The 25,526-nt window shown below is 41.6% G+C and carries 27 protein-coding genes; 13 read left to right on the top strand and 14 right to left on the bottom strand.

Annotated elements, in window-relative coordinates:
• The first annotated feature begins 685 nt into the window (after window positions 1-685).
• From EW142_RS05500 to EW142_RS05555, 12 genes are all read left to right on the top strand, one after another.
• Complete coding sequence (locus EW142_RS05500; protein ID WP_130610797.1) at window positions 686-1,402, top strand: ABC transporter ATP-binding protein; 717 nt, start codon at window positions 686-688, stop codon at window positions 1,400-1,402.
• Window positions 1,399-2,805, top strand: coding sequence for a DUF3526 domain-containing protein (locus EW142_RS05505; RefSeq protein WP_130610798.1), 1,407 nt, complete (start codon window positions 1,399-1,401; stop codon window positions 2,803-2,805). Before EW142_RS05500 ends, EW142_RS05505 begins: the two co-directional genes overlap by 4 nt.
• A gap of 2 nt (window positions 2,806-2,807) precedes the next feature.
• The gene (locus tag EW142_RS05510; protein WP_130610799.1) at window positions 2,808-4,235 is read left to right on the top strand and encodes a DUF3526 domain-containing protein; all 1,428 of its coding nucleotides are present in this window, start codon (window positions 2,808-2,810) and stop codon (window positions 4,233-4,235) included.
• Window position 4,236: 1 nt separating this feature from the next.
• On the top strand, window positions 4,237-6,444 hold the full coding sequence (locus EW142_RS05515) for a DUF5916 domain-containing protein (RefSeq protein ID WP_130610800.1): 2,208 nt from the start codon (window positions 4,237-4,239) through the stop codon (window positions 6,442-6,444).
• Between the two features lie 2 nt (window positions 6,445-6,446).
• Window positions 6,447-6,857, top strand: a complete 411-nt coding sequence (locus EW142_RS05520) for a MerC domain-containing protein (RefSeq protein ID WP_130610802.1) — start codon at window positions 6,447-6,449, stop codon at window positions 6,855-6,857.
• 378 nt (window positions 6,858-7,235) lie between these two features.
• The gene (gene hypF / locus EW142_RS05525; protein ID WP_130610804.1) at window positions 7,236-9,524 is read left to right on the top strand and encodes a carbamoyltransferase HypF; all 2,289 of its coding nucleotides are present in this window, start codon (window positions 7,236-7,238) and stop codon (window positions 9,522-9,524) included.
• Window positions 9,521-10,621: a hydrogenase formation protein HypD gene (gene hypD, locus EW142_RS05530; protein ID WP_130610807.1), complete on the top strand. Its 1,101-nt coding sequence runs from the start codon at window positions 9,521-9,523 to the stop codon at window positions 10,619-10,621. Before hypF ends, hypD begins: the two co-directional genes overlap by 4 nt.
• Window positions 10,622-10,659: 38 nt before the next feature.
• On the top strand, window positions 10,660-11,697 hold the full coding sequence (gene hypE / locus EW142_RS05535) for a hydrogenase expression/formation protein HypE (protein ID WP_240740162.1): 1,038 nt from the start codon (window positions 10,660-10,662) through the stop codon (window positions 11,695-11,697).
• Between the two features lie 39 nt (window positions 11,698-11,736).
• A complete protein-coding gene (locus EW142_RS05540) occupies window positions 11,737-13,854 on the top strand; it encodes a TonB-dependent receptor plug domain-containing protein (RefSeq protein ID WP_130610810.1) in 2,118 nt (705 codons plus the stop codon).
• Window positions 13,855-13,888: 34 nt separating this feature from the next.
• A complete protein-coding gene (locus tag EW142_RS05545) occupies window positions 13,889-14,530 on the top strand; it encodes a TetR/AcrR family transcriptional regulator (protein WP_130610813.1) in 642 nt (213 codons plus the stop codon).
• Between the two features lie 16 nt (window positions 14,531-14,546).
• Window positions 14,547-14,804 (top strand): HypC/HybG/HupF family hydrogenase formation chaperone, encoded by a 258-nt coding sequence (locus EW142_RS05550; protein ID WP_130610816.1) that lies wholly within the window; start codon window positions 14,547-14,549, stop codon window positions 14,802-14,804.
• Between the two features lie 21 nt (window positions 14,805-14,825).
• Complete coding sequence (locus EW142_RS05555) at window positions 14,826-15,596, top strand: ATP-binding protein (RefSeq protein WP_130610818.1); 771 nt, start codon at window positions 14,826-14,828, stop codon at window positions 15,594-15,596.
• 4 nt (window positions 15,597-15,600) lie between these two features.
• Here EW142_RS05555 and EW142_RS05560 read toward each other — a convergent pair whose 3' ends face one another.
• The 13 genes from EW142_RS05560 to EW142_RS05620 form a co-directional block, all read right to left on the bottom strand.
• The gene (locus tag EW142_RS05560; protein WP_130610821.1) at window positions 15,601-16,584 is read right to left on the bottom strand and encodes a DUF6503 family protein; all 984 of its coding nucleotides are present in this window, start codon (window positions 16,582-16,584) and stop codon (window positions 15,601-15,603) included.
• 68 nt (window positions 16,585-16,652) lie between these two features.
• Complete coding sequence (locus tag EW142_RS05565; protein WP_240740163.1) at window positions 16,653-17,159, bottom strand: hydrogenase maturation protease; 507 nt, start codon at window positions 17,157-17,159, stop codon at window positions 16,653-16,655.
• Window positions 17,160-17,176: 17 nt separating this feature from the next.
• Entirely contained in the window at window positions 17,177-18,034 is an 858-nt protein-coding gene (locus tag EW142_RS05570) for a DUF6503 family protein (protein WP_240740164.1), read from the bottom strand.
• Window positions 17,988-18,281, bottom strand: coding sequence for a hypothetical protein (locus tag EW142_RS05575; protein WP_130610827.1), 294 nt, complete (start codon window positions 18,279-18,281; stop codon window positions 17,988-17,990). Before EW142_RS05575 ends, EW142_RS05570 begins: the two co-directional genes overlap by 47 nt.
• A gap of 1 nt (window position 18,282) precedes the next feature.
• Complete coding sequence (locus EW142_RS05580) at window positions 18,283-18,681, bottom strand: ArsR/SmtB family transcription factor (protein ID WP_130610830.1); 399 nt, start codon at window positions 18,679-18,681, stop codon at window positions 18,283-18,285.
• Window positions 18,678-19,232: a hypothetical protein gene (locus tag EW142_RS05585; RefSeq protein ID WP_240740165.1), complete on the bottom strand. Its 555-nt coding sequence runs from the start codon at window positions 19,230-19,232 to the stop codon at window positions 18,678-18,680. The genes EW142_RS05580 and EW142_RS05585 overlap by 4 nt, the downstream gene beginning before the upstream one ends.
• Entirely contained in the window at window positions 19,219-21,093 is a 1,875-nt protein-coding gene (locus EW142_RS05590; RefSeq protein WP_130610833.1) for a nickel-dependent hydrogenase large subunit, read from the bottom strand. The genes EW142_RS05585 and EW142_RS05590 overlap by 14 nt, the downstream gene beginning before the upstream one ends.
• A 30-nt stretch (window positions 21,094-21,123) precedes the next feature.
• Window positions 21,124-21,348 carry a hypothetical protein gene (locus tag EW142_RS05595; protein ID WP_240740166.1) on the bottom strand — a complete coding sequence of 75 codons (225 nt, stop codon included), beginning with the start codon at window positions 21,346-21,348 and terminating at the stop codon, window positions 21,124-21,126.
• A gap of 57 nt (window positions 21,349-21,405) precedes the next feature.
• Entirely contained in the window at window positions 21,406-21,696 is a 291-nt protein-coding gene (locus tag EW142_RS05600; protein WP_130610838.1) for a hypothetical protein, read from the bottom strand.
• 1 nt (window position 21,697) lies between these two features.
• A complete protein-coding gene (locus EW142_RS05605) occupies window positions 21,698-21,988 on the bottom strand; it encodes a hypothetical protein (RefSeq protein WP_130610841.1) in 291 nt (96 codons plus the stop codon).
• Complete coding sequence (locus tag EW142_RS05610) at window positions 21,985-22,311, bottom strand: hypothetical protein (protein ID WP_130610844.1); 327 nt, start codon at window positions 22,309-22,311, stop codon at window positions 21,985-21,987. Before EW142_RS05610 ends, EW142_RS05605 begins: the two co-directional genes overlap by 4 nt.
• Window positions 22,312-22,330: 19 nt before the next feature.
• Complete coding sequence (locus tag EW142_RS05615) at window positions 22,331-22,606, bottom strand: hypothetical protein (protein ID WP_130610847.1); 276 nt, start codon at window positions 22,604-22,606, stop codon at window positions 22,331-22,333.
• 8 nt (window positions 22,607-22,614) lie between these two features.
• Complete coding sequence (locus EW142_RS05620) at window positions 22,615-23,769, bottom strand: NADH-quinone oxidoreductase subunit B family protein (RefSeq protein WP_130610850.1); 1,155 nt, start codon at window positions 23,767-23,769, stop codon at window positions 22,615-22,617.
• Between the two features lie 189 nt (window positions 23,770-23,958).
• On the opposite strand from EW142_RS05620, the gene EW142_RS05625 reads away from it, so the two are divergent.
• On the top strand, window positions 23,959-24,630 hold the full coding sequence (locus EW142_RS05625) for a hypothetical protein (protein WP_130610852.1): 672 nt from the start codon (window positions 23,959-23,961) through the stop codon (window positions 24,628-24,630).
• A gap of 234 nt (window positions 24,631-24,864) precedes the next feature.
• Here the strand turns inward: EW142_RS05625 and EW142_RS05630 are convergent, their stop codons facing one another.
• Window positions 24,865-25,398 (bottom strand): BfmA/BtgA family mobilization protein, encoded by a 534-nt coding sequence (locus EW142_RS05630; protein WP_130610855.1) that lies wholly within the window; start codon window positions 25,396-25,398, stop codon window positions 24,865-24,867.
• Window positions 25,399-25,526: the final 128 nt, after the last annotated feature.

Raw genomic sequence — 25,526 nt, forward strand, 5'->3', positions numbered from 1 at the left:
CTCTATAATCTAAAAATGTGTGGGGATTGAATTCACTTTTTGCAGTTTAATGTGGTGATTCCAACTCTTGAAGACATAATTCCAACTTTGATTTTAGATAATTTAATTTGTCAGAATGATAAAATGGGTAACAAGAAAATAACCTGTTATTTAAAATTATAATATTCTTAACATACAAACCCTAGCGAAATCTTATAGTTTTGTGAAACTGTGAGAACCGTTTTTAAACAAATTGGAGTAGTTCTTTTTATTGGCTTGGTCCTAATAAAGGTGTCTGCTTTTCATGTTTATGAACATCATATTGACAACCAACACGAAAATCAATGTGAGCTTTGTGTTCTACTGGTTGATTCTCAGCAGGCGGAAACATTGTCCGTTATTCTAGATTCCAATCTGGAAAAATATTCTCTAACTGGTCTTCAATCCAAAATTCTTGTACCTGACTTCCAGGTCCTTTCCGATTTATTGAAAACCGATTTGTTTTCGAGACCTCCGCCCTTGCTTTTTTCCTGATTATTGCAGACAACCTTAGCTTTTTCTTAGAAAGAACGACCTTTTTTGGTTTGTCCATTGTTTTATGCTTCATATCAGGAGTTTAATCCAGTCTACTTGGCATATTTACATTTCATGATCTATTGTTTGATTATGAAGTGCACAATTACAAACATAGTTCAAACATACACTGATGATCATAACTAACAACCTTTCAAAAAGATACGGTGACCAAACGGCACTGGAAAATTTGAACCTCAATATTAAGGAGGGCGATATTTATTGCCTCTTAGGCGCAAACGGAGCAGGCAAAACAACAACTATTAATCTCTTATTGGGATTTATTGAGCCTTCTTCGGGCAGTGCTTTCATTAATCAATTGAGCGTTCACGAAAATCTTAAAGCAACAAAACGATTTCTGGCCTATATCCCTGAAAACCTTATGCTGTACCCTAGCCTTTCAGCCATGGAAAACCTCGAATACTTTTCGGGAATTGCGGGTAAAAAGCTTTCCAGTCAACAACTAAAGGATTTTTTAGAGGAAGCGGGACTACAATCCGAAGCTTTCCAAAAACGTATTTCCAATTTTTCCAAGGGGATGCGTCAGAAAGTAGGTATTGCCATAGCACTGGCCAAAGATGCCAAAGTTTTGCTCTTGGACGAACCCACTTCCGGTTTAGATCCAAAGGCCAGTAATGAGTTTGGATTGTTATTGCAAAAGCTGCGAACCAAAGGTGTCGCTACTTTAATGGCTACCCATGATTTGTTTCGAGCTAAAGAAGTCGCCACCCATATCGGCATCATGAAGGATGGGCAGTTGAAACAGCAATTTGTAACTAAGGACCTTAGCCTTCAACAATTGGAGGAAGCCTACCTCAACACAATGAAATACAAAGAGTTGGCCTCATGATAGCAAAAACTTTTCTAAAAGAAACGAAAGAACTCCTACGAGACGGAAGAGTTCGAATAGCAGTGGCAATTGTGTTCCTTTTGTTGGGAGCAGCAACATGGATAAGTGCACGGCAGTATAAAAACGTAAATGAGCAATATGTGGCGGCAAAAAAAGCGGAACGTTCTATTTGGGACAATCAGGGAGAGAAAAATCCACATTCCGCGGCACATTATGGAACCTACGCTTTTAAGCCCAAGTACCCGCTATCCTTATTGGACCAAGGAGTTGATAAATACGCGGGAACTTCAATTTTCTTAGAAGCACACAAACGGAATGAGGCACAGTTTAGTGCGGCAACAGACCAAACGGGTTTAGCACGATTTGGCGATTTGACCCCTGATTTTGTTCTGCTGTTCATCATACCATTGCTTATTATCCTTTTAGGATACAATAGCTTTACCAAAGAGCGGGAAATGGGAACGCTTACCCTCTTGAAAAGTCAAGGGTTTTCCAGTTGGAAGTGGATGTTGGGCAAATGGATGGCACTTTTTCTTCCTATTTTACTGATGGCCACAGCTTTGTTCTTGGTTGCTGGGGTAGTGTTAAGCAACCTAAAAGACTTTGGTGTCTTTAATTGGGGGTCACTTTTCGCCATGTACTTGGTCTTTGTTGTTTACTACGGCATCTTTATCAATATTGTTTTATTAATATCGGCAAGGACCAAAAAATCTGGGATTTCCCTAGTTGTTTCACTCTGTGTTTGGATAATTGCTTGTTTAGGTGCCCCCAAAGCTGCAAGCAATATTGCTGAGTCCAAACATCCTTATCCCACTCGACAAGAATTTGCCGCCAATGTCCTCAAGGATAAAAAAGAGGGATTGGATGGACATAATCCATGGAGTAAGGAAGCAAAACTTTTGGAGCAAGAAGTGCTATTGGAATATGGTGTGGACAGTCTTCATCAATTGCCCTTTAATTTTGATGCTTATCGTATGCAAAAGGGTGAAGAACATGAAGCTGAAGTGTATTTTAAGCACTACAACTACCTAAAAGACCAATATTCCAATCAGTCCAAAGTCTACAAAAGTCTTGCGGCAATCTCTCCATATCTTCCTACACGCTTTTTAAGTATGTCCATAGCCCATACGGATTATTCCACACATTGGGATTTTGCCGATGCTGCCGAGGAATATAGAATTGCTACCCAAAAGTTTTTGAACGGCAATTTCGCTGAAAATTCGGAATATGGGAACTGGGGTTATCGCGCAGAAGCCGGCTTCTGGAAAAATTTGCCCGCATTCGACTACAACCCTCCGGAATTGAATTCAACCCTGGCCAGAAATAGTTCAAACTTATGGCTTATGGGTATCTGGCTCATAACTTCTTTCGGACTTCTATTTCTATCAACCAAAACAATCTGACCATGCTATCCTATAATTTTAAATACGAATTGAAGCTCTTACTGCGTAGCCGATGGATACAGCTTTTGAGCATTATTTTATTATTGCTTTTTGGGTTTTCGACTTTTAATGGACTGCACAAAATTGAAAAACGTAAAAAGGATATCACTGCAGCCCATTCGGAAGTTGAAGAAAATGACGCCATGATGCTAAAGTTGCTCGATTCCGTGGAGCAAGGCATGGAAGTCAGTGCCTCCAGATGGACCATCCCAACAAGTCCAATGGCCGTTGGCAACTACCATCCACGAGTAGCGGCAATGGAACCTCAACCCTTAGCATTTATGGCGACGGGGCAGGCCGACTTATTTACTCATTATGTAAAACCGAAGGTGTCAGGGGACGACCATACCCTTAATTTTGCTGAGATGACCAGCCCAGTACAATTGCTTTTTGGCAGTTTCGATTTGGCCTTTGTAATTGTGTATCTTTTGCCTTTGCTCATTATTGCCTTCTCCTATAATGTACTCTCGTCTGAAAGGGAAAGCGGTTCGCTGAGACTTTTAGCCTCCCAACCCATTCGTATCCGGAGTTGGGTGCTACAAAAAATGGGGCTTCGCTTTTTCTGGCTATCGGTAATCGTGCTTTATGCCTTGTGCATCGTATTTTTTATGGTTTCCCCGCCTCTTGAACAAGTTTCTGCATTTTTAGGTTTGTTTGGATTGATTATCGCCTATATGCTCTTCTGGTTCGCCCTGGCATTTTTAATCAACCTTTGGATAGGTCGTTCAGCAAAAAACGCAGTCGCTCTGTTGGGCTTATGGATAGCTTTTGTGCTGTTGATTCCTTCAGTTTTAAATCAATTGGGCAATACCTTGTATCCCATTCCCTCCCGGACGCTTATGATCAATGAAATGCGGAGTTTAAAAGCTGAGGTAACTAAAAAACAAGATGAAATTCTAGATAATTTTTTAAGGGACCATCCGGAATATGCCATAAACGATACCACACAGTTTAGAGGATTTTATCATCGGTATATGGCATCACAAAGACTAATCAAAGAAGAACTAGCACCCATGATAAATGCCTACGAAGACCAACTTAGAAAACAACAGGATTGGGTTGGGATTTTCAAGTGGTTCTCACCAGCGATCATTGTACAAGAATCCTTGAACCAAAGAGCGGGTACCTCTACACAGGATTATGAGGACTATAGAAAACAGGTTGTGAGCTTTGCGGGCTCTTGGCGGGAACATTTTATGCCTTTCCTGTATAACAACAAGAATTTCTCCCAAAAGGACTATCCCGATCTTCCAAAATTCCAGTTTGTTCCAAAATCATTTAGCTCTTTGCTGACGGTGCCTCTGCTCTTTTTAATCTCGATTGGATTGTTTGGATTGGGCTTTTTTGTTTCTACCAAGATGGAGAAAAACGGAATCCTAACCACAAGCTGATATGAAACGGATTCTTTTATGGGTTCTTGCGTTCAGTCCCTGGTTGGGACAGACCCAAGAGAAAGATGATAACTTCTCCCCGCCTACGAAGCCTTTTGAAACTGCAGTTTCAAAAGCAAATGGGGAAATACGGTTGGATGGTTCTTTAAATGAACCTGATTGGGAAGAGGCACGTGTTACCCTGGATTTTTTTCGGAGGGAACCGAGACAAGGCGGAACAGTAAAGTATAAAACCGAGGTCCGTTTTCTATACGACGATAAAAATCTATATATCGGCGCCTTTTGTAAAGATTCTGTTGGCATTGAGGGCATACGTATTCAGGACCTTAGGCGTGATTTCAGTTGGGGTGAGAACGATATTTTTGGAATTGCATTGGACCCTCAAAACCTGAAACAATATGCACAAGGTTTCCAAACCACACCTTTTGGAAACCAACGGGATTTTCAGAATTTTAATGGTAACAACTTCGATAATGGCTGGAACACCTTATGGCGGGTGCGGACCAAAAGAACTGAAAAGGGATATACTGTAGAAATGGCGATTCCCTTTAAATCGTTGCGTTACAATTTACCCGAAACAGGAAATTCCATCGAACTGGGATTCACCTTGGTTCGTTACGCCCGTAGAGATATTGAGGTATCTTCTTTTCCGGCTATACCGCAATCTTTCACTCCGTATCGTATGACGTATGCCGCTAAATTGACTGACATTGAAGCACCACCTCCTTCCACAAATATTCGTATTGAACCGTATGCCCTTTACCAATACGATGAGACCCTAGCAGGTGATGTACTCCTTGACAAATTGAATGAACCCAAGGTCGGTGTGGACGTCAAATGGGCCATAGACCCCAAAACCGTCCTTGATTTGACCGTGAATACTGATTTCGCGCAAGCTGACGTGGATAGAGCCGTGAACAATTTAGAGCGATTCAATATATTTTTTCCGGAACAAAGACAGTTTTTCCTAGAAAACTCTGGAATCTGGGCAGGAGGTTTGCAAAGGTCCATACGCCCATTCTTCAGTAGAAGAATAGGACTCCAAGGAGAGTTCAATGCCATTCCCGCTCCCATCGATGTTGGCGCCAGGTTTACACAAAGAACAGAAAAAAGTGCCCTGGCAGGACTTTTCGTAAGACAACGGGAGACGGATAATTCAGCCGGCGCAAATTTTGGTGTGCTCAGGTATTTGAAGAACTACGGCAGGGAGAACAATATTGGTCTCATGGTCACCCACAGACTTGATGATAGTTATTCGGAATTGGGGTTGGAAAGTAACAACAATACCACAATTACTCTCGACGGACAAATTCGACCAACCAGCCAATGGGATATCCAATACTTGTTGTCAACTTCTATCGATGAAGCTACAGGCAAAACGGGTTACGCTGGCAGAATTTTTGTAGGCAACGATTCCAACAAATATTATTATGGATGGGTAACGGAATATACAGACGCCAATTACAATCCAAGAATCGGTTTTGTACGACAAAATGATGTTATACGACATAACCCGGGCGGATACTACATTTGGAGACCCAAAAAAATAGATTGGATAAGAAGATGGGACCCCGGTGTGTTTGTCAACTATAACCATGATGCAACGGATCCCAGCAGCTTCCAGCAAGCCAGTTTATACATTTTTCCTGTATTTACCTGGTTTAAGGACAACAGCTTTCTGGAGGTATCCACCACCCCAACATGGCAAAATATCAATTTTGCGTTCGCACCCTTGGGACTGGAAATTGAACAGGACCGGTATTATTACACTCGATACTTGGTTCAGTACAATACAGACCTTTCTAAAAAATGGTCTGGTGATATGGGAGTTAATTTTGGAGACTTTTATAACGGGACACGCACAACCATCAACGCTACAGCACGTTTTGCTCCCATCCCACACGCTACCCTTTCCTTGAACTATGAGCATAATAACATCAATGATGTAGGGATATTGGAAGAAGATTTGGAAACCGATTTGTACACGGCCAATTTGAGGTTGGCGCTGAATCCCCGACTCCAATTATCTACTTTCTACCAATACAACAGTTTTAACGAGCAGGGTAGATGGAACATTCGGTTTAGTTGGGAGTACATGCCCTTATCTTTTATATATCTGGTATTTAATGATACCGAAACCAACATTTTTGATCCAGTACAACAAAACTCTCAATTCATTAGCAAAATCACTCTGTTGAAACAATTTTAACCATGAAAATCATAAATATATCATCTAGGTCAGACCTAATAGGAGCATTAGCGAGTTCATTTTGTCTGATCCACTGCGTCGCCACCCCTTTATTATTTACTTTTCCTATTGTAAATTCCGCGAACAACAATCATGGGCATAATCTATGGTGGGGAATTTTGGACCTAGTTTTTCTTGGTATTTCCCTACTTGCAGTTAACAAGTCTGCGACTCATACCACCAAATCTTGGGTAGGTTATGCACTTTGGGGTACTTGGGGCAGTTTGGCCTTAATCATATTGAACGAAAAGATATCCTTAATCCCTATTTGGGAGGAGGCCATATATCTCCCAGCAATAGCACTTGTGTTTCTACACATTTACAATAGAAAATATTGCCGTTGCGGCAATGAGAAATGTTGTGCGGTGAAGTAGCACAACTTTGTAAATTGATTTCCAAAAAACAAAAAGTCGGGAGACAGGATTTCCTTCGGGCGTCCAGAGTTGTTGGTTACTGCAAATTAAAGCTTCGCTTTAATTAAAAAAGAAAGCGGAATATTTTCTTAAGAAAGTGAACTCTCTAAGAAAACCTCCGCTTTGTTTTGTCGGGATGACTGGATTCAAATAGTCATCACAAATTATTGTATATCAATATTTTACACTTATCTTCTGAACTAATCCACCGAACTCTAAACCAGGTTCAAATCAGTACATTTTGATGCAAAATTAATGGATCTTTTGCCTATCAAAAATAGATAATAAATTAATATAGATTCAAAAGAATAGACTTTTGTAAGTTATATTGCCAAGAACATGAATACTTGGCACATCCATATAGAAGGAAGGGTTCAGGGTGTTGGATTTCGTCCTTACGTATATCGGCTTGCGCTGGAAAGAGATTTAACTGGAGTTGTTTATAACGCACTTGATGGTGTGCATGTAAAATTTTCTGGGTCCGAAGATCAGGCGGAAGAGTTTTATGCCGCTATAATCGATAAAACACCTTCTTTGGCAAGAATAACCAATCACAAAATTACCAGAGAAACGGGAGAGCGTTACAAAGGTTTTCAAATCCTGCAAGACCAATCCGATGTATCTGCATCCCTTATGCTTCCTCCAGATTTTGCGGTATGCGAAAATTGCAAAAATGAGGTTTTGTTAGGCAAAAACCGTAGGTCTGGCTATCCTTTCATTACTTGTACACAGTGCGGTCCACGTTTTTCCCTAATCACTGAACTCCCCTATGAACGGGCGTTTACCACTATGGAAGCGTATCAAATGTGCCATTCCTGCAAACAAGAATATGGAGATCCTAGGGACCGCCGTTACCATTCTCAAACGAATTCATGCACAGCATGCGGTGTTCGAGTGGCTCTTTGGAATAACAAGGGTCAGAAAATTGAAACCAATTCCCAGCTGGCAATCGAAAAAATAGCGAGGTTATGGGAGGAGGGGAAAATTATAGCGATAAAAGGGGTTGGCGGATATTTGCTTACATGTGACGCCACAAATGCAAAAGCTATTCGAACTCTTCGGCAGAGAAAGCACAGACCTTCCAAGCCTTTTGCTTGCATGTACCCAAATATTAATGACGTACAGCGGGATTGCCATATTGACTCCGCTGAACAGCAGATGCTTACTGGTGAGGTGGCTCCAATCCTGTTGTTGCCAATAAAGAAGAAATCTGTTGATGTCGCCTTGAGCGATATTGCTCCTGGTCTCAATCAAATTGGGGTGATGCTCCCTTATACTCCATTGTATCTCCTACTGATGCAGGCCTTTGGGAAACCCGTAATTGCCACTAGTGGGAATCTAAGCAATACCTCCATCGTTTTTGAAGACAAAAAGATATTTATGGAATTATCTGACATTTGGGATTTTGCACTGACCAACGACAGGGAAATAGTAACCCCACAGGATGACAGCGTAGTGCGCTTTAGTCCATTTAAAAAGCAACCCATACTTATTCGTAGGTCCCGTGGTATTGCCCCGAATTACTTTTGGCCGGATACGCCTACAGAACAAAAGACAATTTTAGCTTTGGGAGCATCACAAAAAAGCGCTTTTGGATTGCTTTATGGAGGCCTATTATATTTAAGTCAATATCTAGGCGATCTGACCTTTCTGGACAGCACGGAAAACCTTAAAAGAACTATTCAATATTTTATCAATATGCTAAACTGTCGACCCGAAATTATTTTGGTCGATAAACATCCTAATTACTATTCCACTGAATATGGTAAATACTTGGCGGATGTATATGGAGGAAAACTTGTGTCCATACAACACCATTTTGCACATTTTGCAGGAGTTTTAGCCGAACATTCACTAATACAAAAATCTGAAAGGGTCTTAGGAATTATTTGGGACGGCACGGGTTATGGAAATGATGGGAACAGTTGGGGTGGTGAGTTTTTGGTTTATGAAAACAGGAAGATAAAAAGACTAGTACATATCGCATATGTCCCTTTAATACTAGGAGACAAAATGGCTACTGAACCCAGACTTTCGGCTCTGTCGCATTCGGGGCAGAACCCTGCCATTCTCCCCTTGTTGAAAGACAAGTTTAGTACGCAAGAATGGAAAATATATCAAAGACTCTTAGACAATGGTTCACCTCTAAAGACGTCCAGTATGGGGCGCTTGTTCGACGCTGTTGCCTGTCTATTGGGAATTATGGATACTCAAACTTATGAAGGTGAAGCCGCCCTGCAGCTTGAAACAATGGCGCAAACCTATTTTGACTACCATGAAGGTGCTGCCTATTCGGGCTATGATACCCAAATATCGTATCTTGAAGGAATATCAACTATGCCCATCATTGAAGGTGTAGTTAGGGATTTGAATAATGGTACTTCCAAGAATGAAATTGCATTCAAGTTCCATTATTCGCTTGTGAGGATGGTTGAAGAAATTGCTCTTACAAATGCTATGGAAAAAATAGCTTTTAGCGGAGGTGTTTTTCAGAACGGGCTTTTAGTGGATTTAATGATAATTCATCTGGAGGATACGTTTCAACTTTATTTTCATCAGCAGGTATCTCCCAATGACGAGGGTATTGCCCTAGGGAAATTAGCATATTACCAAAATATTGAAGAATGAAATTTCTTAGCGAATACAGGGATGCCGATTTGGCAAAAAAATATTTGGATGAAATACATTCCACTGTTACCCGGCAATGGAATATTATGGAAGTATGCGGTGGGCAGACCCATAGCCTGGTCAAAAATGGGATTATGGATCTATTGCCTAAAGAAGTTCAAATGATACATGGACCCGGATGTCCGGTTTGTGTTACTCCGCTTCATTTAATCGATAAAGCCATCTATCTCGCTGAGGACAAAAATGTTATTCTTTGTTCTTTTGGCGATATGCTGCGTGTGCCCGGATCGAAAAAAAGTTTGCTACAGGCCAAAGCTGGTGGAGCGGATGTACGCATTTTATATTCTCCGCTGGAGGCCGTCCAAATCGCAAATGAAAACCCTGACAAAGAAGTGGTCTTTTTTGCTGTTGGTTTTGAGACTACCGCCCCAGCTAATGCCCTATCGATTGACAAGGCTTATGATTTGGGACTTACCAACTATTCCATTTTGGCTTCCCAAGTGTTGGTGCCGCCAGCTATGGAAGCCGTTATCGAAGATGAAGAAAGTAAAATTGATGCATTTTTGGCTGCGGGTCATGTATGTACGATAATGGGTATGGATGAATATTATCCCTTGGTCGCCCATTACAGAATCCCGATGGTCGTCACTGGTTTTGAACCTGTGGACCTTTTGCAGGGTATACTACTTACTGTTCAACAATTGGAAAAGGGTGAGGCCGAGCTTCAAAATCAATATAGCCGTGTGGTTAAGCCGAAAGGAAACGCAAAAGCCCAGGAACTCATCCGTAAGATTTTCATGGTCTCTGACCGGGAATGGCGGGGCATAGGTACTATTCCCGCCAGTGGATTTGAGGTAAGACGCAAATATGCTGCCTTTGATGCCAATCTAAAGTTCACTATCCAAGTCGAAAAAGTGGAGGAGCCCAAAGAATGCATTGCGGGATTGGTTTTAAAAGGCATCAAAAAACCAAAGCAGTGTTCACAGTTCGGCAAAAAATGCACTCCTCAAAATCCGATGGGCGCCCCCATGGTTAGTTCTGAAGGAGCTTGTGCCGCATATTATCACTTTAGTGGAGCCGCAGAAACCGTTGCATAATCCTACCTATCTCAACAATGTCTAAAAAAAGCCTGAAAATGAAATTGCAATGTCCAATGCCTAAATTGGACTTTGACATTATCACTTTAGGCCATGGTAGTGGTGGCCTTTTGACCAACAAATTATTGGATTCCGGTGTTTTTCATCTTTTTGACAATAAACACTTGCAACAACGGCATGATGGTGCTATGTTGACATTAGAGGGAAAAACCGCATTTACTACCGATAGTTTTGTCATCTCTCCTATCTTTTTTCCAGATAGCAACATTGGTGAACTGGCAGTAAATGGCACGGTGAACGATTTGGCCATGTGCGGGGCAATCCCACAATACCTTTCCTTGAGTTTTATTTTGGAGGAAGGCTTGAAAATGACCGAGTTCTGGGAAATATTGGTATCCATCAAATCCGCTGCAGAACAGGCAAACGTGCAGATTGTAACTGGAGACACCAAAGTGGTCGAAAAAGGAAAAGGCGATAAAATATTCATTAATACTACAGGTATCGGGCATCTACATGCCAAAGCCGATATCGCTCCTTCGAATGTACAGCCAGGGGATAAAATTATCGTAAGTGATTCTATTGCAACCCATGGTGTTGCCATAATGTCCGTGAGAGAAGGGTTGGAGTTCGAATCCGAATTAAAAAGTGACACCCGCGGATTAGGCCACATGGTCTCCATCCTGCTCGATACATTTGGGGAAGATATTCATTTACTCAAGGACCCAACCCGAGGTGGGGTGGCAACCGTCTTAAATGAAATTGCCAGGGACAGAAATCTGGGCATAGAAATCTTGCAAAAAAATCTTCCCTTGCAAAATGAAGTAAGCGCGCTTTGTGAAATTCTCGGATTGGACCCTCTATATGTAGCGAACGAAGGCATCTTCATCGCGGTGGTCAGTGATGCGATTTCCGAAGAAGTAGTCGAAAAGCTTCAAAGTATGGAATATGGCGCAAATGCTTCCATTATCGGTGAAGTGACAAAAAACCATCCAAAACAGGTGGTACTCACAAGCGCCATTGGCGGAAAACGCATTGTAAATATGCTGGCAGGAGAACAATTACCTCGGATTTGTTAAAAAGTTATATCTTGAATGTCCAACTAAACTAGAACCTCTATGAAAAATTACCTTGCTATAGCACTTGTTGTGCTCACCACTGTCATCTCCTATAGTCAAGAACAGTCCCAAGATACCATACAAATAGACCCCGTAGAAGTTACAGCCGTTAGGTCTTCTTCGGCCTTAAAAAATCTGCCTATTACGGTCGCTGTGGTGAATCAGCTCGCTATTCTTGAAACGCAGCCCCCCTCTGCCACGGAAACCTTGAAGTACATTCCCGGGGTTACCATTCAAAACGATGGAGGCATCACCAGTACCCCCATCATAAGAGGGCTTTCCAGGGAACGTGCACCCATCCTCATTGATGGGAATTCATTTGTAGGTGGACGAATCAGGAGCTATGCTTTGATTGATCCATGGCAAATTGAGAGGGTTGAAGTTATCAAAGGCCCTGCCTCTGCCTTCTGGGGCAGTGATGCAGTAAGTGGATTGGTCAATGTAATTACCAGAAGGGCAGAAAATGGATACGGTAAAGATTTTAAGGTTGGCACCAGCCTTTATGGGGGCTATCAGTCCGTCAATTCCTATTCGAGAGGACGCCTTGAAGTGGAAGGAAGAGGTAATGGTTTTGATTTTTTGATCGGAGGAGGTCTCCGTGATGCCGATAATACAGACACACCTGGGGGTGAGGTGCCAAACAGCCAATTCGAATCAGCCTATTTTGATTGGAATATTGGATATTCTCCTTCCGAGAATCATCGTCTTGAATTTAGCGGTAAATATTTTAAGAATGACAATGTGGGCTTTCCAGGTGGATTGGGAGCGCCAGGTCCACCAGTACGGGACCGTGTTTTTGCTCCCGATGAACAAACCGGTTATAATTTCAATTATACTGGTAAAAATATATCGAACACTATTGAAGAGGTTGGGTTTAATGCGTATTTCAAACAGCAAAGACTGCACATTGACCAAGTGACCAATGTATTTTTTGAAGATACTATGGACATCAATCGAAGAATCGATGTTAGTCTGGATGTGGATGTAGATTTTGGTGGTTTCAAGGCCTTTACAGCGCTTCGATTGGCAGAAAATTCCAAGTTAACTGTCGGTGCGGATTATTTGAGGGAACATCGTTTTGGCACCAAAAGGGAGTTGGTTGTGGACATATTTAATCCTATGGGTGTACAAGTAAATCAAGTGGCCCCTCCTCCAGGACAAATCCAACCGGATAGTGATGCAACTTTCTTTGGGGTATTTGCCGTTGAGGAATGGAAAGCCAGCGAGTTTGTTGATTTGTTGTTTGCACTTCGGTTTGATAATGTCAAGACAGAAATAGAGGACGAACCTTTTTTCATTCCAGAAATCGCCGATTTATACAATGAGGATAATACCTCAGATAACAACACCGCCCTTACCGGTAATATAGGCGCTAAAATCCATGCATCAGACAGATCAGATTTCACGATCAATCTGGCTAACTCATTCCGAGCCCCAGATTTGTTTTCCAAATACAATTTTGCCGATGGGGTCATCCCCAACCCTGATCTTGGTCCCGAAAAAGGAGTATTCTATGAGTTGGGTTACGCTTACGATGGTTCAAAATTTGATATCGGCCTCAACTTTTACCAAAATTTCTTGAATGATCTATATGTTCCCGTAAGTGTTGATTTTCAGGGTACTCCAAATGTTCAGAATCAAGCCGTGGGGGAAGCCAGACTGACAGGTTGGGAATATCAGCTGAGCTATGCTATCGGTAAGTTGTCTAGTGTTTTCTGGACCGGGTCGTATATTAGGGGAAAAGATCGGGAAACCGATGAAAACCTTGCCTTTATGCCTGCGGATCAAAACATTTTCGGGTTTCAACTTCGAGATAACCGCAATGCATTTTTCGGACGGGTAGAGGGCATATTTACAAGCAAGCAAGATAGACCGGCTCCCACGGAAAGGGAAACCGATGGCTATAGCCTTTTCAATATCAGTGGTGGAATAAATCTGCACGAGGTCTTGCCAAAGTTTCCATATTCCAAGTTGGTGCTATCTGTGGACAACCTTACGGATAAAGAGTACCAAAGTCATGTTTTTAGAGGAACTCCTGGAAATCAAACCCGGTTTTTTGCACCAGGTCGAAGCATTAACGCCCAACTCATAATCAAACTGGGCGTCGCTGGTAAGTAGTACATCAATTGTGGGCAGTACAAAACATAAAATATTGAAATCAGCTATTGGGCTTTTTAACCAAAAGGGACTGGTCAATGTTCGACTGCAACAAATTGCTGATGAAGCCGGAATAAGTGTAGGGAATCTTGCCTATCATTATTACAGTAAAAAGGCCATTGTTCTGGCCATCGATTCAGAATTGGGGGAAGAATTGGAACTATTACTTTCGATAGACCAAAACTTTCCTTCACTTCTTGATTTTGACAATCATCTGGGGCGCTATTTTTTTATACTGAATCGTTATTCGTTTTATTTTCTGGATCTTTTAGAAATTGAACGGGCCTATCCAAAGTTGCATTCAAAGAGGGTGAATTATGTAGAAAAAATGATTGCACAAATACAAGAATGGCTTTTGCTCAATGTGGAAAAGGAAATCTTAAGGCCCGAAAAAATGGAAAATCAGTATCAACATCTTGCTGAGTCCATATGGATGATCATCACGTTCTGGCTCACCCAACGCCAAGTACGGGGTAAAACCGATATCGGTGAAGGCCATTTTAAAGAGTTCATCTGGAACCAATTGATACCATTGTTCACGAAAGCGGGTTGGATGGAATTTGAAGCGGTGATACTCCCACAATTAAAATTTTATCTGGACCAATCTATCTCACTAGATTTCCGTAAATTACCTTAATCGTAAATCCTAGTTCATGTGTTTGGCAGTACCTGGAAAAATTATTGGCTTTGAGGATACCATTGAAAGTGTGTTCAAAATAGGGAAGGTTTCCTTTGATGGGGTAGTGAAGAAAATCAATCTAGGGCTGGTACCGGAGGCGAAAGAAGGTGATTATGTACTTGTGCATGTCGGTGTGGCCATGAGCATTGTTGATGAAGAAGAGGCAAAGCGAACCATGGATTTTCTTCTGGGAACCGACGAACTTGATGACATTCGACCCGATGACGATTAATTGGACCAAAATCAAATTGAAATGAAGATAGCAATAGCAGGAAAAGGAGGAGTAGGCAAGACGACGATTAGCGGTACGCTTTGTCGTATTTTAGGAGCCAAGGGGGATCAAGTACTTGCTATTGATGGCGATCCCAATCCCAATCTCTCCATTGTTTTGGGAATTGACAAATCTGATGCAGGACCTCCGAACTTAAGCACCGATATCATCGAAAGGGTGGAAACTGAAGATGGCAAATGGAAATTTCAAGTAAGAATGCCATTCCAGGAAGTCTTAGAAACCTATGGACAAAAGGCCACCGACAATGTGACCTTGTTAATGGTGGGCAAACCTGAAAAGGCCGGTACCGGATGTATGTGTGGTTCCCATACTGTGGTCCGCGAATTGGTAAATGCTGCACTTAGTTCGGAACAAGGTCAGATTATGGTTTTGGATACGGAGGCATCACTAGAGCATATGAAACGTGGTACTTCAAAGTACGTTGATAAGATATATACGGTGGTAGAACCCTATTACCGATCTCTTGAAGCGGCTTCAAGGTTTGCTGAGATGGCCCAACAATTGGGTATTGGAAAGGTTGAGGCCATTGCCAATAAAGTACGGACCAAAGAAGACGAAATGGCCATACGCGAGTACTGCGAAAAAATAAACTTACCCATCGCGATATTTGTTCCTTTTGATGAACAGGTCATGGCTGCTGACCTAAAGGGAAAGTCTATAATAGATTTTGATCCAGAGGCGAAAGTTGTAAAAGCCCTGGAAGCACTAAGTGATGCTATTTTGAAGAATTAGTCTACTACCGCCCCACAAGTTCTGAGCCATCTCTTCTGTTGAAGAAACCATCTGGCAGTTCACGGTCTAAATTCACACCTGAATACACATACTCATCCATGACCTTGCCATTGGGCCAATAGCGTGTCCAACGATGGCTAAATGTAATCCCGTCCACAGTTTTGTGATCCGTCCAATAAATTTCCTCAGGTCTGGTTTCTCCCTTATCGGATTTGTTGTAGTATTCAACTTTGTGTATCAATTTATCTTGTGGGTCTACATAAAATCGCCACTTGTCCTTACCTATCTCGGGGTCATAAGAAATATCCAGCAAGGTAGGTTCTTTACCCGAACCTCCCAGTAAGTTCAACTCAGCAATATTGAAGCCTGTAGACGCTAAACTTGCGTTCACACCCCTGTCCTTTAGTTTAAAGGGCATCGAAAACCTGAAGAAAGCCATAGACGAAGCACACTGGGGATCGCAGAATTTAGAATCACACATCATGCCTTCTTCTTTGGCGGCAATCATCGGGTCAACGGTTTGATTATCCTTTGTAGCCCAGAATCCATAATCGTCCTTGCCAACCACAACTTCGCTATCGTCATCCCCAACAGATTTCACCTGCAACTTTAGCCCTTCCTTTGTTCTCTTAAAATAAAAGGTTTCCTCAGTAGTTTTTAATAGTTCTCCTGTATCATCATATAAATTATGGGTACGTGTGAACTGTCCTTGTTCAATACCGTTCCATGTGTCAAGACCGCCCGCGGCGTCAACAATCTCATCTATAAATTCCTCTCCTGTGGGCTCTCTCAGGAAATTTTCCCATGCATAAAAACCTACCACAACTAGAGCAAGCAACAACATCCCTGCTGATAACAATTGCATACGCTTAACGGTGATGGGTTTTACCAAATCCCTGACTTGCATATTAAACCACCACGGAATTTTTTCTTCCGATTTTTTCTGTGATTTTTTTGGGCCTTCAGTAGGCTTAATGTCTTGATTCATAATATGCTATTTACCATTTAAAGATACAAAATTCACTTGTACAATGGAATAGTTTCTTGGTCCATTCCTTATTCAAAAGTTGCGAGCTTCTTCATGTTCAACCAATTTTGTAACAGACTCATCGCTTTTGGGAGGGCATCTTCGACCACTTCACTCATACCTACCGCAAAATCATCATGCTCCGCCGCCTCACAACCCAAAATATATACCGCATTGGGCAATACCTTTAGTGCTTTTGCCAACATCAAAGCCCTTATGGGGTTCGTATAGTGCATATCGGCCAAAAATGTTCTTTTTTCAAAAACAGGCATTTCTTCAATATCCGAAACCTCTTCCATCTCCCTGAAGTATATATGGCCCGCTTCTTTTCCCCATGCTACGGCATCCACCAAAATCAAAATATCATAGCCTGCATGTAATTCTTGTACCAAATGTATCCCCCCGATACCTACCTCCATAACCATGATATGGTCTAAGTGCGAAACAGAATCCCGAAACTTTTTGGCAAACTCGATACCGAAGGCATCATCCTGCTTTAATTCATTACCAACTCCCGCGACAAGGATATTTTTCAAAACATTAGCCAACCCATCTAGTTCTTTACTTTAAATAATTCTTCTGGTAATTCTATGTCAAATTGAATCTCGGAATTACTATAAACAGTTCTTAAGTATACGGGTTCCCTGTTTTCATTGGAAACATAACTTTTTCTTTCCTTGGTTACCGCTATACCATCAACTTCTATAAAGGTGTCATAATCGGTATAGGAGTATCCTTTACCATGATCCAAAAAATTGGCCTCAAATTGATAATTGTCTGTATTTAAAAAGTAATGCCATGTATGCATTCCTCCTGAACTTCCAGCTCCCTTTTCGTAGGTGACCTTAAGATTGTGAACTATTCTATTATTGGACAGTGTGTCAATTCCTTCATATTTCAATAGGGTTCCGGGAGCCTTTAATTTAAATGGCATACATACCATATATTGTGAACCGAATGAAGAATTCCAGGCCGAATTCACAGCCACCTTATCTTCTTGAATTTCCCCGTTTACCAGTTTCCAGGCCTGTTTGCCGTTATTGACTATTTCATGTTTGTTACCATCGAGTTCCCAACTCATATAAGCCTTGAAGGAAGGTTTTAGCTGATACTTATGTATTTGTGCAACGGTTCGCAATAAAGTTCCGGTGGAATCAAAGCTTTGAATGTTTTTTATGTAGGACATCGTCTTCTTAGCAGACCAATTGCCCATCCCTCCAGCGCTACTTATAGCCTCATTGACTAGTTTCTCAGCTTTACTCAATTCTTCCTTGCTAGCTTCTGTTCGTTCTACCGAACTATCTTTTTTAGAATCACCTTTACATCCCAGGCCTAAAAGGCCAATCAATACAACAAGAAGAAGACTATGTCTTTTCTTGCGTATCGGGAAGGTTGGTATTTTCAAAATCATAAAGTTCTAAAAGTGTGTTTATAGTATAGTCTTGTTTTAGGGTATCCTTCAAATCGGGATAACTACGTTCAATGGCCTGCAGCATTCTTGAAAGTGGTTCCCGGTGCATTAAATCAAAATACTTTAAAATTTCAGCCGTAAGTTCCCTGGTTTCTTCATCAGGAATGTTCCCAGACTGCTTCACAAGTTCTTGCACATACTGCATAATCTCCTTAAACTCTACGTTATTGAATAGTACGGGTTTCATATTAATGGGAGCTGCTAGCACAGTTATGGACACAATTGTCAAGCTTGACACCGTCTGGACCGTAACAAAATTCACAATCGGGGCCGCATTCTCCATGACCCGCTTTCTGCATACCTTGAAACGCTTCTGCAAACTGGCGACCTCCTTCCTTTTTGCCCGTTTCGGACAATTTATAGACGGTAGTTCCTTCCCTCTCCAAAGTCACTAAGAGTCCAGCCTCGGTAACTCTATGTAAATGGTGTTCCAAATTTTCGCGAGATGTATTCAAAAAAGAAAGCATTTGGGTTAGGCCAATCTCCGATCCCATACCTTCACCATGCATCCAATACATGACCTGCAGTATTTCTTCCTTCCAAAACAAAGAGCGCAAAGCACTATCTTCTATGGATCCATTTTTCATACGTTTTCTTCAAATAAAGTATCTCCCCTTAATTTTTTGGTCTCTAAAACTATATAGTTTTCCTGGCTCAGCTTCTCTAAAATACGCAAAATTTCAGGAATTTTTGCCTCAACTTCGGCCGACAGGTACTCCCCTGCCTGTTCCGCTCCAGGCTCAACATCAACCAAAAAGACCTCTTCGGGCCAAATCTTAAAGTGCTCACCAATGACCAAAAGATTTTCGACGGAGATAACCCCGGTCGCCGCATCGCCAACGCAAGCCTGAATTTGTTTTTCAGAAGGTAAATGGCCCAACCACTGATATACTGAGATATCACCGATATTTCTTTCGGGCCTTTCAATGGCCACCAAAAAAATAACCCGATCAAAAGGTTTTTTTAGTGTTTGAAAATATTGGACAATGGCTATGGGGCCCCAATTCATTTCTTCGACGACAACTGAGCCACCATCTAAAGTGGATTGTAATTGAGGTAGTAGAATTGGCCCAACCGAATGGTTGCGAAGTAAATGATAACCTACCGTACCAATAAGTACGTTTTTACTCGACCCCACAGGCACAGGTTGTTACTTCCCGTGTTACCATATGATCGGTGTCCTTGGCCATGATATGTGTGGTACATGGCATACAGGGATCGAAACTCCGTATGGCCCTTAAAATATCTATTCCTTTATAATCTTCCGGATTGTCAAACTTTTCAAGGATCGGGGTATTGAGCACCGCCTCTTCATAGGGGCCCATTTCGCCCCAGGGGGTTCTGGGAGCCGCATTTAATGTAGAAGGGGTAATAATCTGATAATTATCAATGACACCGTTCTCAACAATAAGATGGTGGGTTAAAAAACCTCTACCGGCGCCCCATGCACCAAATCCAATATGTGTTCCTTTTTTAGGAATTTCATAGGGTACGCTCACTTTGGTTTCTCCATTCTTGATTAGATCCATGGCCAACAACCAGTTCTCCATGGCTACCATTGCTGAGTAAGGAATACAATAGGCCCTTGCCCTATTGCGTTCAAAGGCATTCCAATGTTCAGGAATCTTCCATTCCAGGGTTTTCTCAGGTAGATAGTGTTTGGGTACATGAATTTTCATGCTCGAGCCCGTATTTTCCAGAAACCTACTTGCTGGGGCTTTTTGGGCCTTGGCAGTCAGATACATTCGGGTATATGCCCCGGCTTCCATGGGCATTCTGTCCCAGGTAGGGGCAGTATCCCAACTATAACGGTCTTTCCAGCTTTGCTTTCCAGGTTTCGGTATGGTTTCCTTGTTCCAAGGATGGTTGGGACTTAAGGGCATTCCATTAGCATCTTCCTTAAAGCGATGTCCATCCCATTTTTCATAATAAGAGTGCTCCACAAATTCTTCTATCCCGGCATTGAGTTCAGTAAGTTTTGTAGTGACCACTTCTCCATCCACCAACACTCCTGGAGTGGACCATCGTGCCTCTCCCCATTTATCACAATTTTCAAAGGAGGCATCATAATGTTCCGGTCTATCCCATACGCCAGTATCCATCATAGTGGCAGGGCGAATACCGCACTTGGCATACTCCGGGTTGCTTTCCAAAAAGAAATCGAAAACATCATCCCAGATTCCAGTTACTTTTTGGCTGTAGTCAAAAAACTTGATCAATCGACTATAGACTTCATTAAGTACGGTAATATTGACAGTTACGGAAAGTCCGCCTGGGACGACTGATTGAGGGTGTGGGTATTTACCCCCTATCAACACATAAGCTTCCCGAGCCACCCGTGTCATGCTTAAGGCCTCCAAGTATAATTTGCCCTTCAAAGGGTTTAAATCTTTCATGATATCCAAAATGGTATCATAGCCGTGGACATCCTTATTCTTGGCTTTTGTATTCGCCGCCTTATCCAAAAGTTCGGGATTGGTTTCACGAACCAACTCCTCCGAATAATCAGGACCAGCCAATAGGAAAAGATGTAAAGGATGATCATACAGGTACTCTATAGCCAGCAGAATATTACGCATGACAATGCCCAATGGTGGTGGCTTAATCCCCAAGGCCATTTCAATGGCCAAGGCAGCCGTTGTAGCGTGCACGCCACCGCAAACCCCACAGGCCCGACTACTTATATAGGCAGCGTCTCTTGGATCGCGCCCTTTGAGAATAACCTCGTAACCACGAAACAGCGTAGCCATGGAGTTGGTAGATAATACTTTCCGCTTTTCCAGATCAACCACGCTATGAAAAGCCAAAGCCCCTGCTACCCGAGTCACGGGATCATAGTCAATATTTCTGATGAATCCGTTGCGTTCCAAGAGCCCTTTTAAAACCTCCTGCTCTTCGCCTAAATCAACTATTTTGTGTTCATAGGGGTCTGCAAGACCCTCTTTCAGGTAAGCATTTCCTTGTTCATCAAAAGCAATCGGTAAATTTTTAAAGCACATAGGCGATATCGTTATTTCAATTTAAATTCTTTAGGCCAGTTTAAGGACTTTGGCAATTGCCACTAAATGAGAATCCACTGAGGACAAACCACCGTGCAATTTTACCAAAGCACCATTGATGACCCCCACCTTTTCTCCTAAGGGACCGGTATCATCCTGTATTTTCTGTAAACCCCCAGCCAAACCTTCCAAATGAGTACCAGCTCTTCTAAGGGCAACGATGATAAGTACTAAATATACAACTAATACAAGCACTAAAAGTGTTACTATTATTACTGTAGCTATAAAAAGAGTTGATGAGTCCATACTGTCTTAGTTAATTTTTTCAGCTCGTGTAGCTAAAGTGGTTTTTAGGGTATCTGCATTTTCATCAATAGACCCAGCCACATCCAAAATACCAGAAGCAACACCTATGGTATCGTTTAAAGCTTTGATATGTTCCGTATTGCCTGCCACACCAATACCTGCTTCTTTCATTTCCTTAAAATAACGCTCTATTGACCTTGACGCCAGCCAGGTCCTATGTAACAGGCGTACTACATAAGGTAATACGAGTACAGTCACTATCAACAAAATCAACCATAAGATGTTTACTGTATTCATATCAAACATTTTGCTTAACGGCTGCATTTATTGATTCTTGAAGTTGATCATCCACAACTTTAAGCCCTTCGGCCACTTCGGTAAGCGAATCGTTCAGCTTGGTGACTTGAACAGGAAGATGTCCCGTCTCGGTTTCGATTGCCCTGAGACCCAATCTCAATTTCGCGAGATAACTTTGACCATCTCCTCCAATGCTAGTAAGAAGTTTTATGATTCCGTGCAGGTAGTACACCAAAACATAAACTAAAAGGAGTACGGCCAGAATGGTAGTAATCATTAATATCACGCTCATACAATAGAATCTTTAGAGTTTTGCAACATACAATGTGGACATCCCGGACAACCTTCAATATGTTGGGTAATAGACTTAGAGCCTCCAACAATAGCAACCGCAGATTTCAATATTTTACCAGCTACTTGATTAGTTTTGGTCAAAAACAATGGAATATGTATGGTGTTGTTCGCTGTCAATTTTCCCTGAGTCCAAATATCAGCAGCTGTACTGTCAATATCGTTTGCAGTCTTTTTTATCAAATTGAGCAGAAAGGCTACTACCCCAATAACCACTAGGCCGATTACCAGAGATATTATCCATAATTGTATTCCTGTATCCATATAATTTTCAATTAATGCATTATTCCAAAGCTTCTGCCACTAAAGTGGCATGCGCTTCAATTGCCTCTGCCTCTTTCTGAATATCCGTGGCTACATTGTTTGTCGTCTCTAACTCCCAAATACTGTTTGTATTCTTCTTTATCTGAGTCACTATTTCCAAAGCAACCCCAGCCAGCCTGAGAATCCGTTTAGCGGCCAACCAAACCAAGATCAATAGCACTGCGGCAATGACAATAATTACCGAGACCAAGGCTAGTCCAATCAACCATTCGTTAAAGAGTGCTTCGTTTTCCATTTCTATTCTTATTTTTTGGAACCAGGTTTAGGACTATCACTAAACTGCATTTTCTCATAGGTATAGTGCATCACTTTTTTGACCAAATTGGGCTCTTTGACATGCCCCCAGCCAGACGGCACCTTACCCTCTTTATTCCACTTTGGGGTCCGGTTTTGAAACGCCATGGTCATTTCACGTAAATTACGGATGACTGTACCGGTGACACGTGAAATATTGGAAGAAACCATGGTCCCGGGAGCCGTTTTATAAAATGGCGCAAAACTATCCGGAAATCCGGGCATAGTACACCCTATACAAGGTGCACCTACGTTCATACACCCTCCTGCATGATTTAAGGCTCCTCTTTTGTTAATATTACATTGCACCACTGGACCCCAGCACCCTATTTCTACCAGACATTCTTTATCCCCGTGTTCTTCTGCAAAGGTGCCTTCCTCATAAAATCCTGCTCGGGTGCAACCCCTATGGACCGTTTCATCAAATAACCATGACGGTCTCCCCAGCTCATCGAATTCCGGTAAAGGGGCCAGTCCATTAAGAAATAGCAACACAGCTGCAATGGTCTCAGTTATATTATCTCCTTGCGGAGCGCATCCAGGAATATTGACCACGGGGAGTCCAAGAGCACTTCGATAATCTTCTCCCAATAAATCCATGACACTTGCAGAATTCGTTGGATTATTTGCAGCGGCTGGAATTCCTCCCCATGTTGCACATGTCCCTACCGCGATGACTGCGGCAGCATGTTCTGACATTCTGGTCACCCAACTTGAAGAAGGTATGGGTTGCGGGTCTCCGTTCTCATCCTCATCAGCCCCTAGTCCAGACCAATAGCCTCCTGTTTCGGCTGCCATGCCCTCGTCCATTATTGAACCTTCACATAGCACCACGAACGGAGCGCCAAGTTCTCCCTTGGCTGCCAAACGAAAAGGTTTTATGAATTCCTCTCCAGCATTCACTGCTAACACGGGATGATGTAAAATAACTTTTGCCGCTCCGGGTATTGTTCCGTTTAGAAGATTTTCAACCGAAGGATTTGTTGCACCCACAGTAGCAATAGAGCAACCATCACAACTACCCCCTGCAATCCAAAAGGCATGAACCACGTCAAAGACATTCGAGATGGGACCTTGAAAATGTTTGGCTAGATTTTGTGTCATATCTACATAAAATTAGAGCAAACGTTTTTAAATTCTTAATAGAATCACATATTTATTATAGAAAATATTTTCTAATCGTATCTCATTGAATTCAAATTTGGAGATTATACATGCTGTTTTGCTACCAACCTGAAAATCAATCTAAAGGCATTTTATTTCGAAAAAAAGAATACCTTAATAAGCGTATATATGAAAAAAGCAAAATACACCTTATTGCCAAGGTTCATCTCATTGATCCTATTGCTTGTGATATGTTATCAGGATATAAGCGCGCAAGGGTCACAATCCCGTACCCTTGCAGAAACTTTTTTTGGTCATGAGGCTCTCTTTTTTCAATTGGTGGTTAAGAAAGCATTTAGCCCAACGGGTAAATTGAATTTTTTTACGGTTGCCACCTATACCGCAGATTACGAAAATGACGTAAGTAAAAACAACATTGTAATCCCTGTGCAACTAAGTTATGATCTGGGAAAGGGATTTGGAATCATGGGGGGGACTGATATAGGCAGCATTTCGGGGTTTTCTGCAATTGTTGGCCCTCAATTCAACTATTCCTCAAAAAAGTTTTTGGCAATAACAGTCGCCTCCTTTTTTTTGAACTCTGACAACGATTTCAAACTTTTCGGTTTATACGAGTATAAACCTACTTTTAATGAAAATTGGGGTTTGTATACCCGTATCCAATTCGTTCTCAATCAAAGCTGGAGATTGGGAATAAACAATCAACAATACTTATATCTTAGATTAGGCTTAAAGAATAATCAGTTTGTCTACGGCCTTGCAACCAATTTGGAACGGTCAGGCCCGCTTAAAGAAAGGAATGAAAATTATGGCTTGTTTGTTAGATGGGAATTTGATTGAGACTTAAAGGTTGGTGTTCTTTAATCTGGTTAAGCCGTAATTGCATTTAGTCTATTTTTTAGAAAGCAATAGAACAATAAACACGACACATCCTAGAATGCTATTCAGTGGGGGTTATAACCAAATATTAAACTGAAGAAAAAAGCAAGCGAAACTGAGTTTCGCGCTGCAAGCCCCAAATCCTTACCAGTTCTTTTTCCTATCTTTTTGCGAGGCAAGAACATCCCATAAATATTAACGCAAGCTTTTGAGGTTTTCCAATTCAAGTTCACTGATTTGGATTTTATAATACGGCTTTCCAAACTTTGGATTTACTTTTTCAAAGTTGTCCACTATTCGTTTAAGCTTTTTAATACTCGATTGATACTCCTGATCTAGATTAGAATAGTCAATTTTTGGTACAACTTGCTCCCGTTTCATCCATTCCTTTCTTGTGAGCTTTCTATCTTTCCAAGCAACCTTTACTGGTTTTTCCTCTTCTTTATACACTTCTCCAAATAATGAAAGCAACATTGCTGTGGTGGGTTTCGTTTGTCTCTTTTCAATATCCCTGATAATAGCGATAAGAGCGTTTATCCGTTTACGGGTCTTGTCTCCATCTTCATTGATTTGTTTTGGAAACCTACTTGAAGGGGATATTCCATGCCATTCAAAAAAATCCATAATGGTTTCCATGGTATCGGAATAGGATTTGGTAATTTTCTTGGAAAATTTCCTGAATCTTTTTACTGTTCTTCTATGCAGGCGTATCGTCGCAAATCCGTCCATTTTTGGATTTTTTTAAAGGAATTGTCACAATTTTTATCCCTATTCATAGGGCTTACAAGGTCAATTGTCACAATTCAGACAATTTTTAATATTTTTAGATTTTATTTTAAATAATTGATAATCAATTA

The organism is Flagellimonas allohymeniacidonis, from assembly GCF_004296335.1.
GTDB lineage: Bacteria > Bacteroidota > Bacteroidia > Flavobacteriales > Flavobacteriaceae > Flagellimonas > Flagellimonas allohymeniacidonis.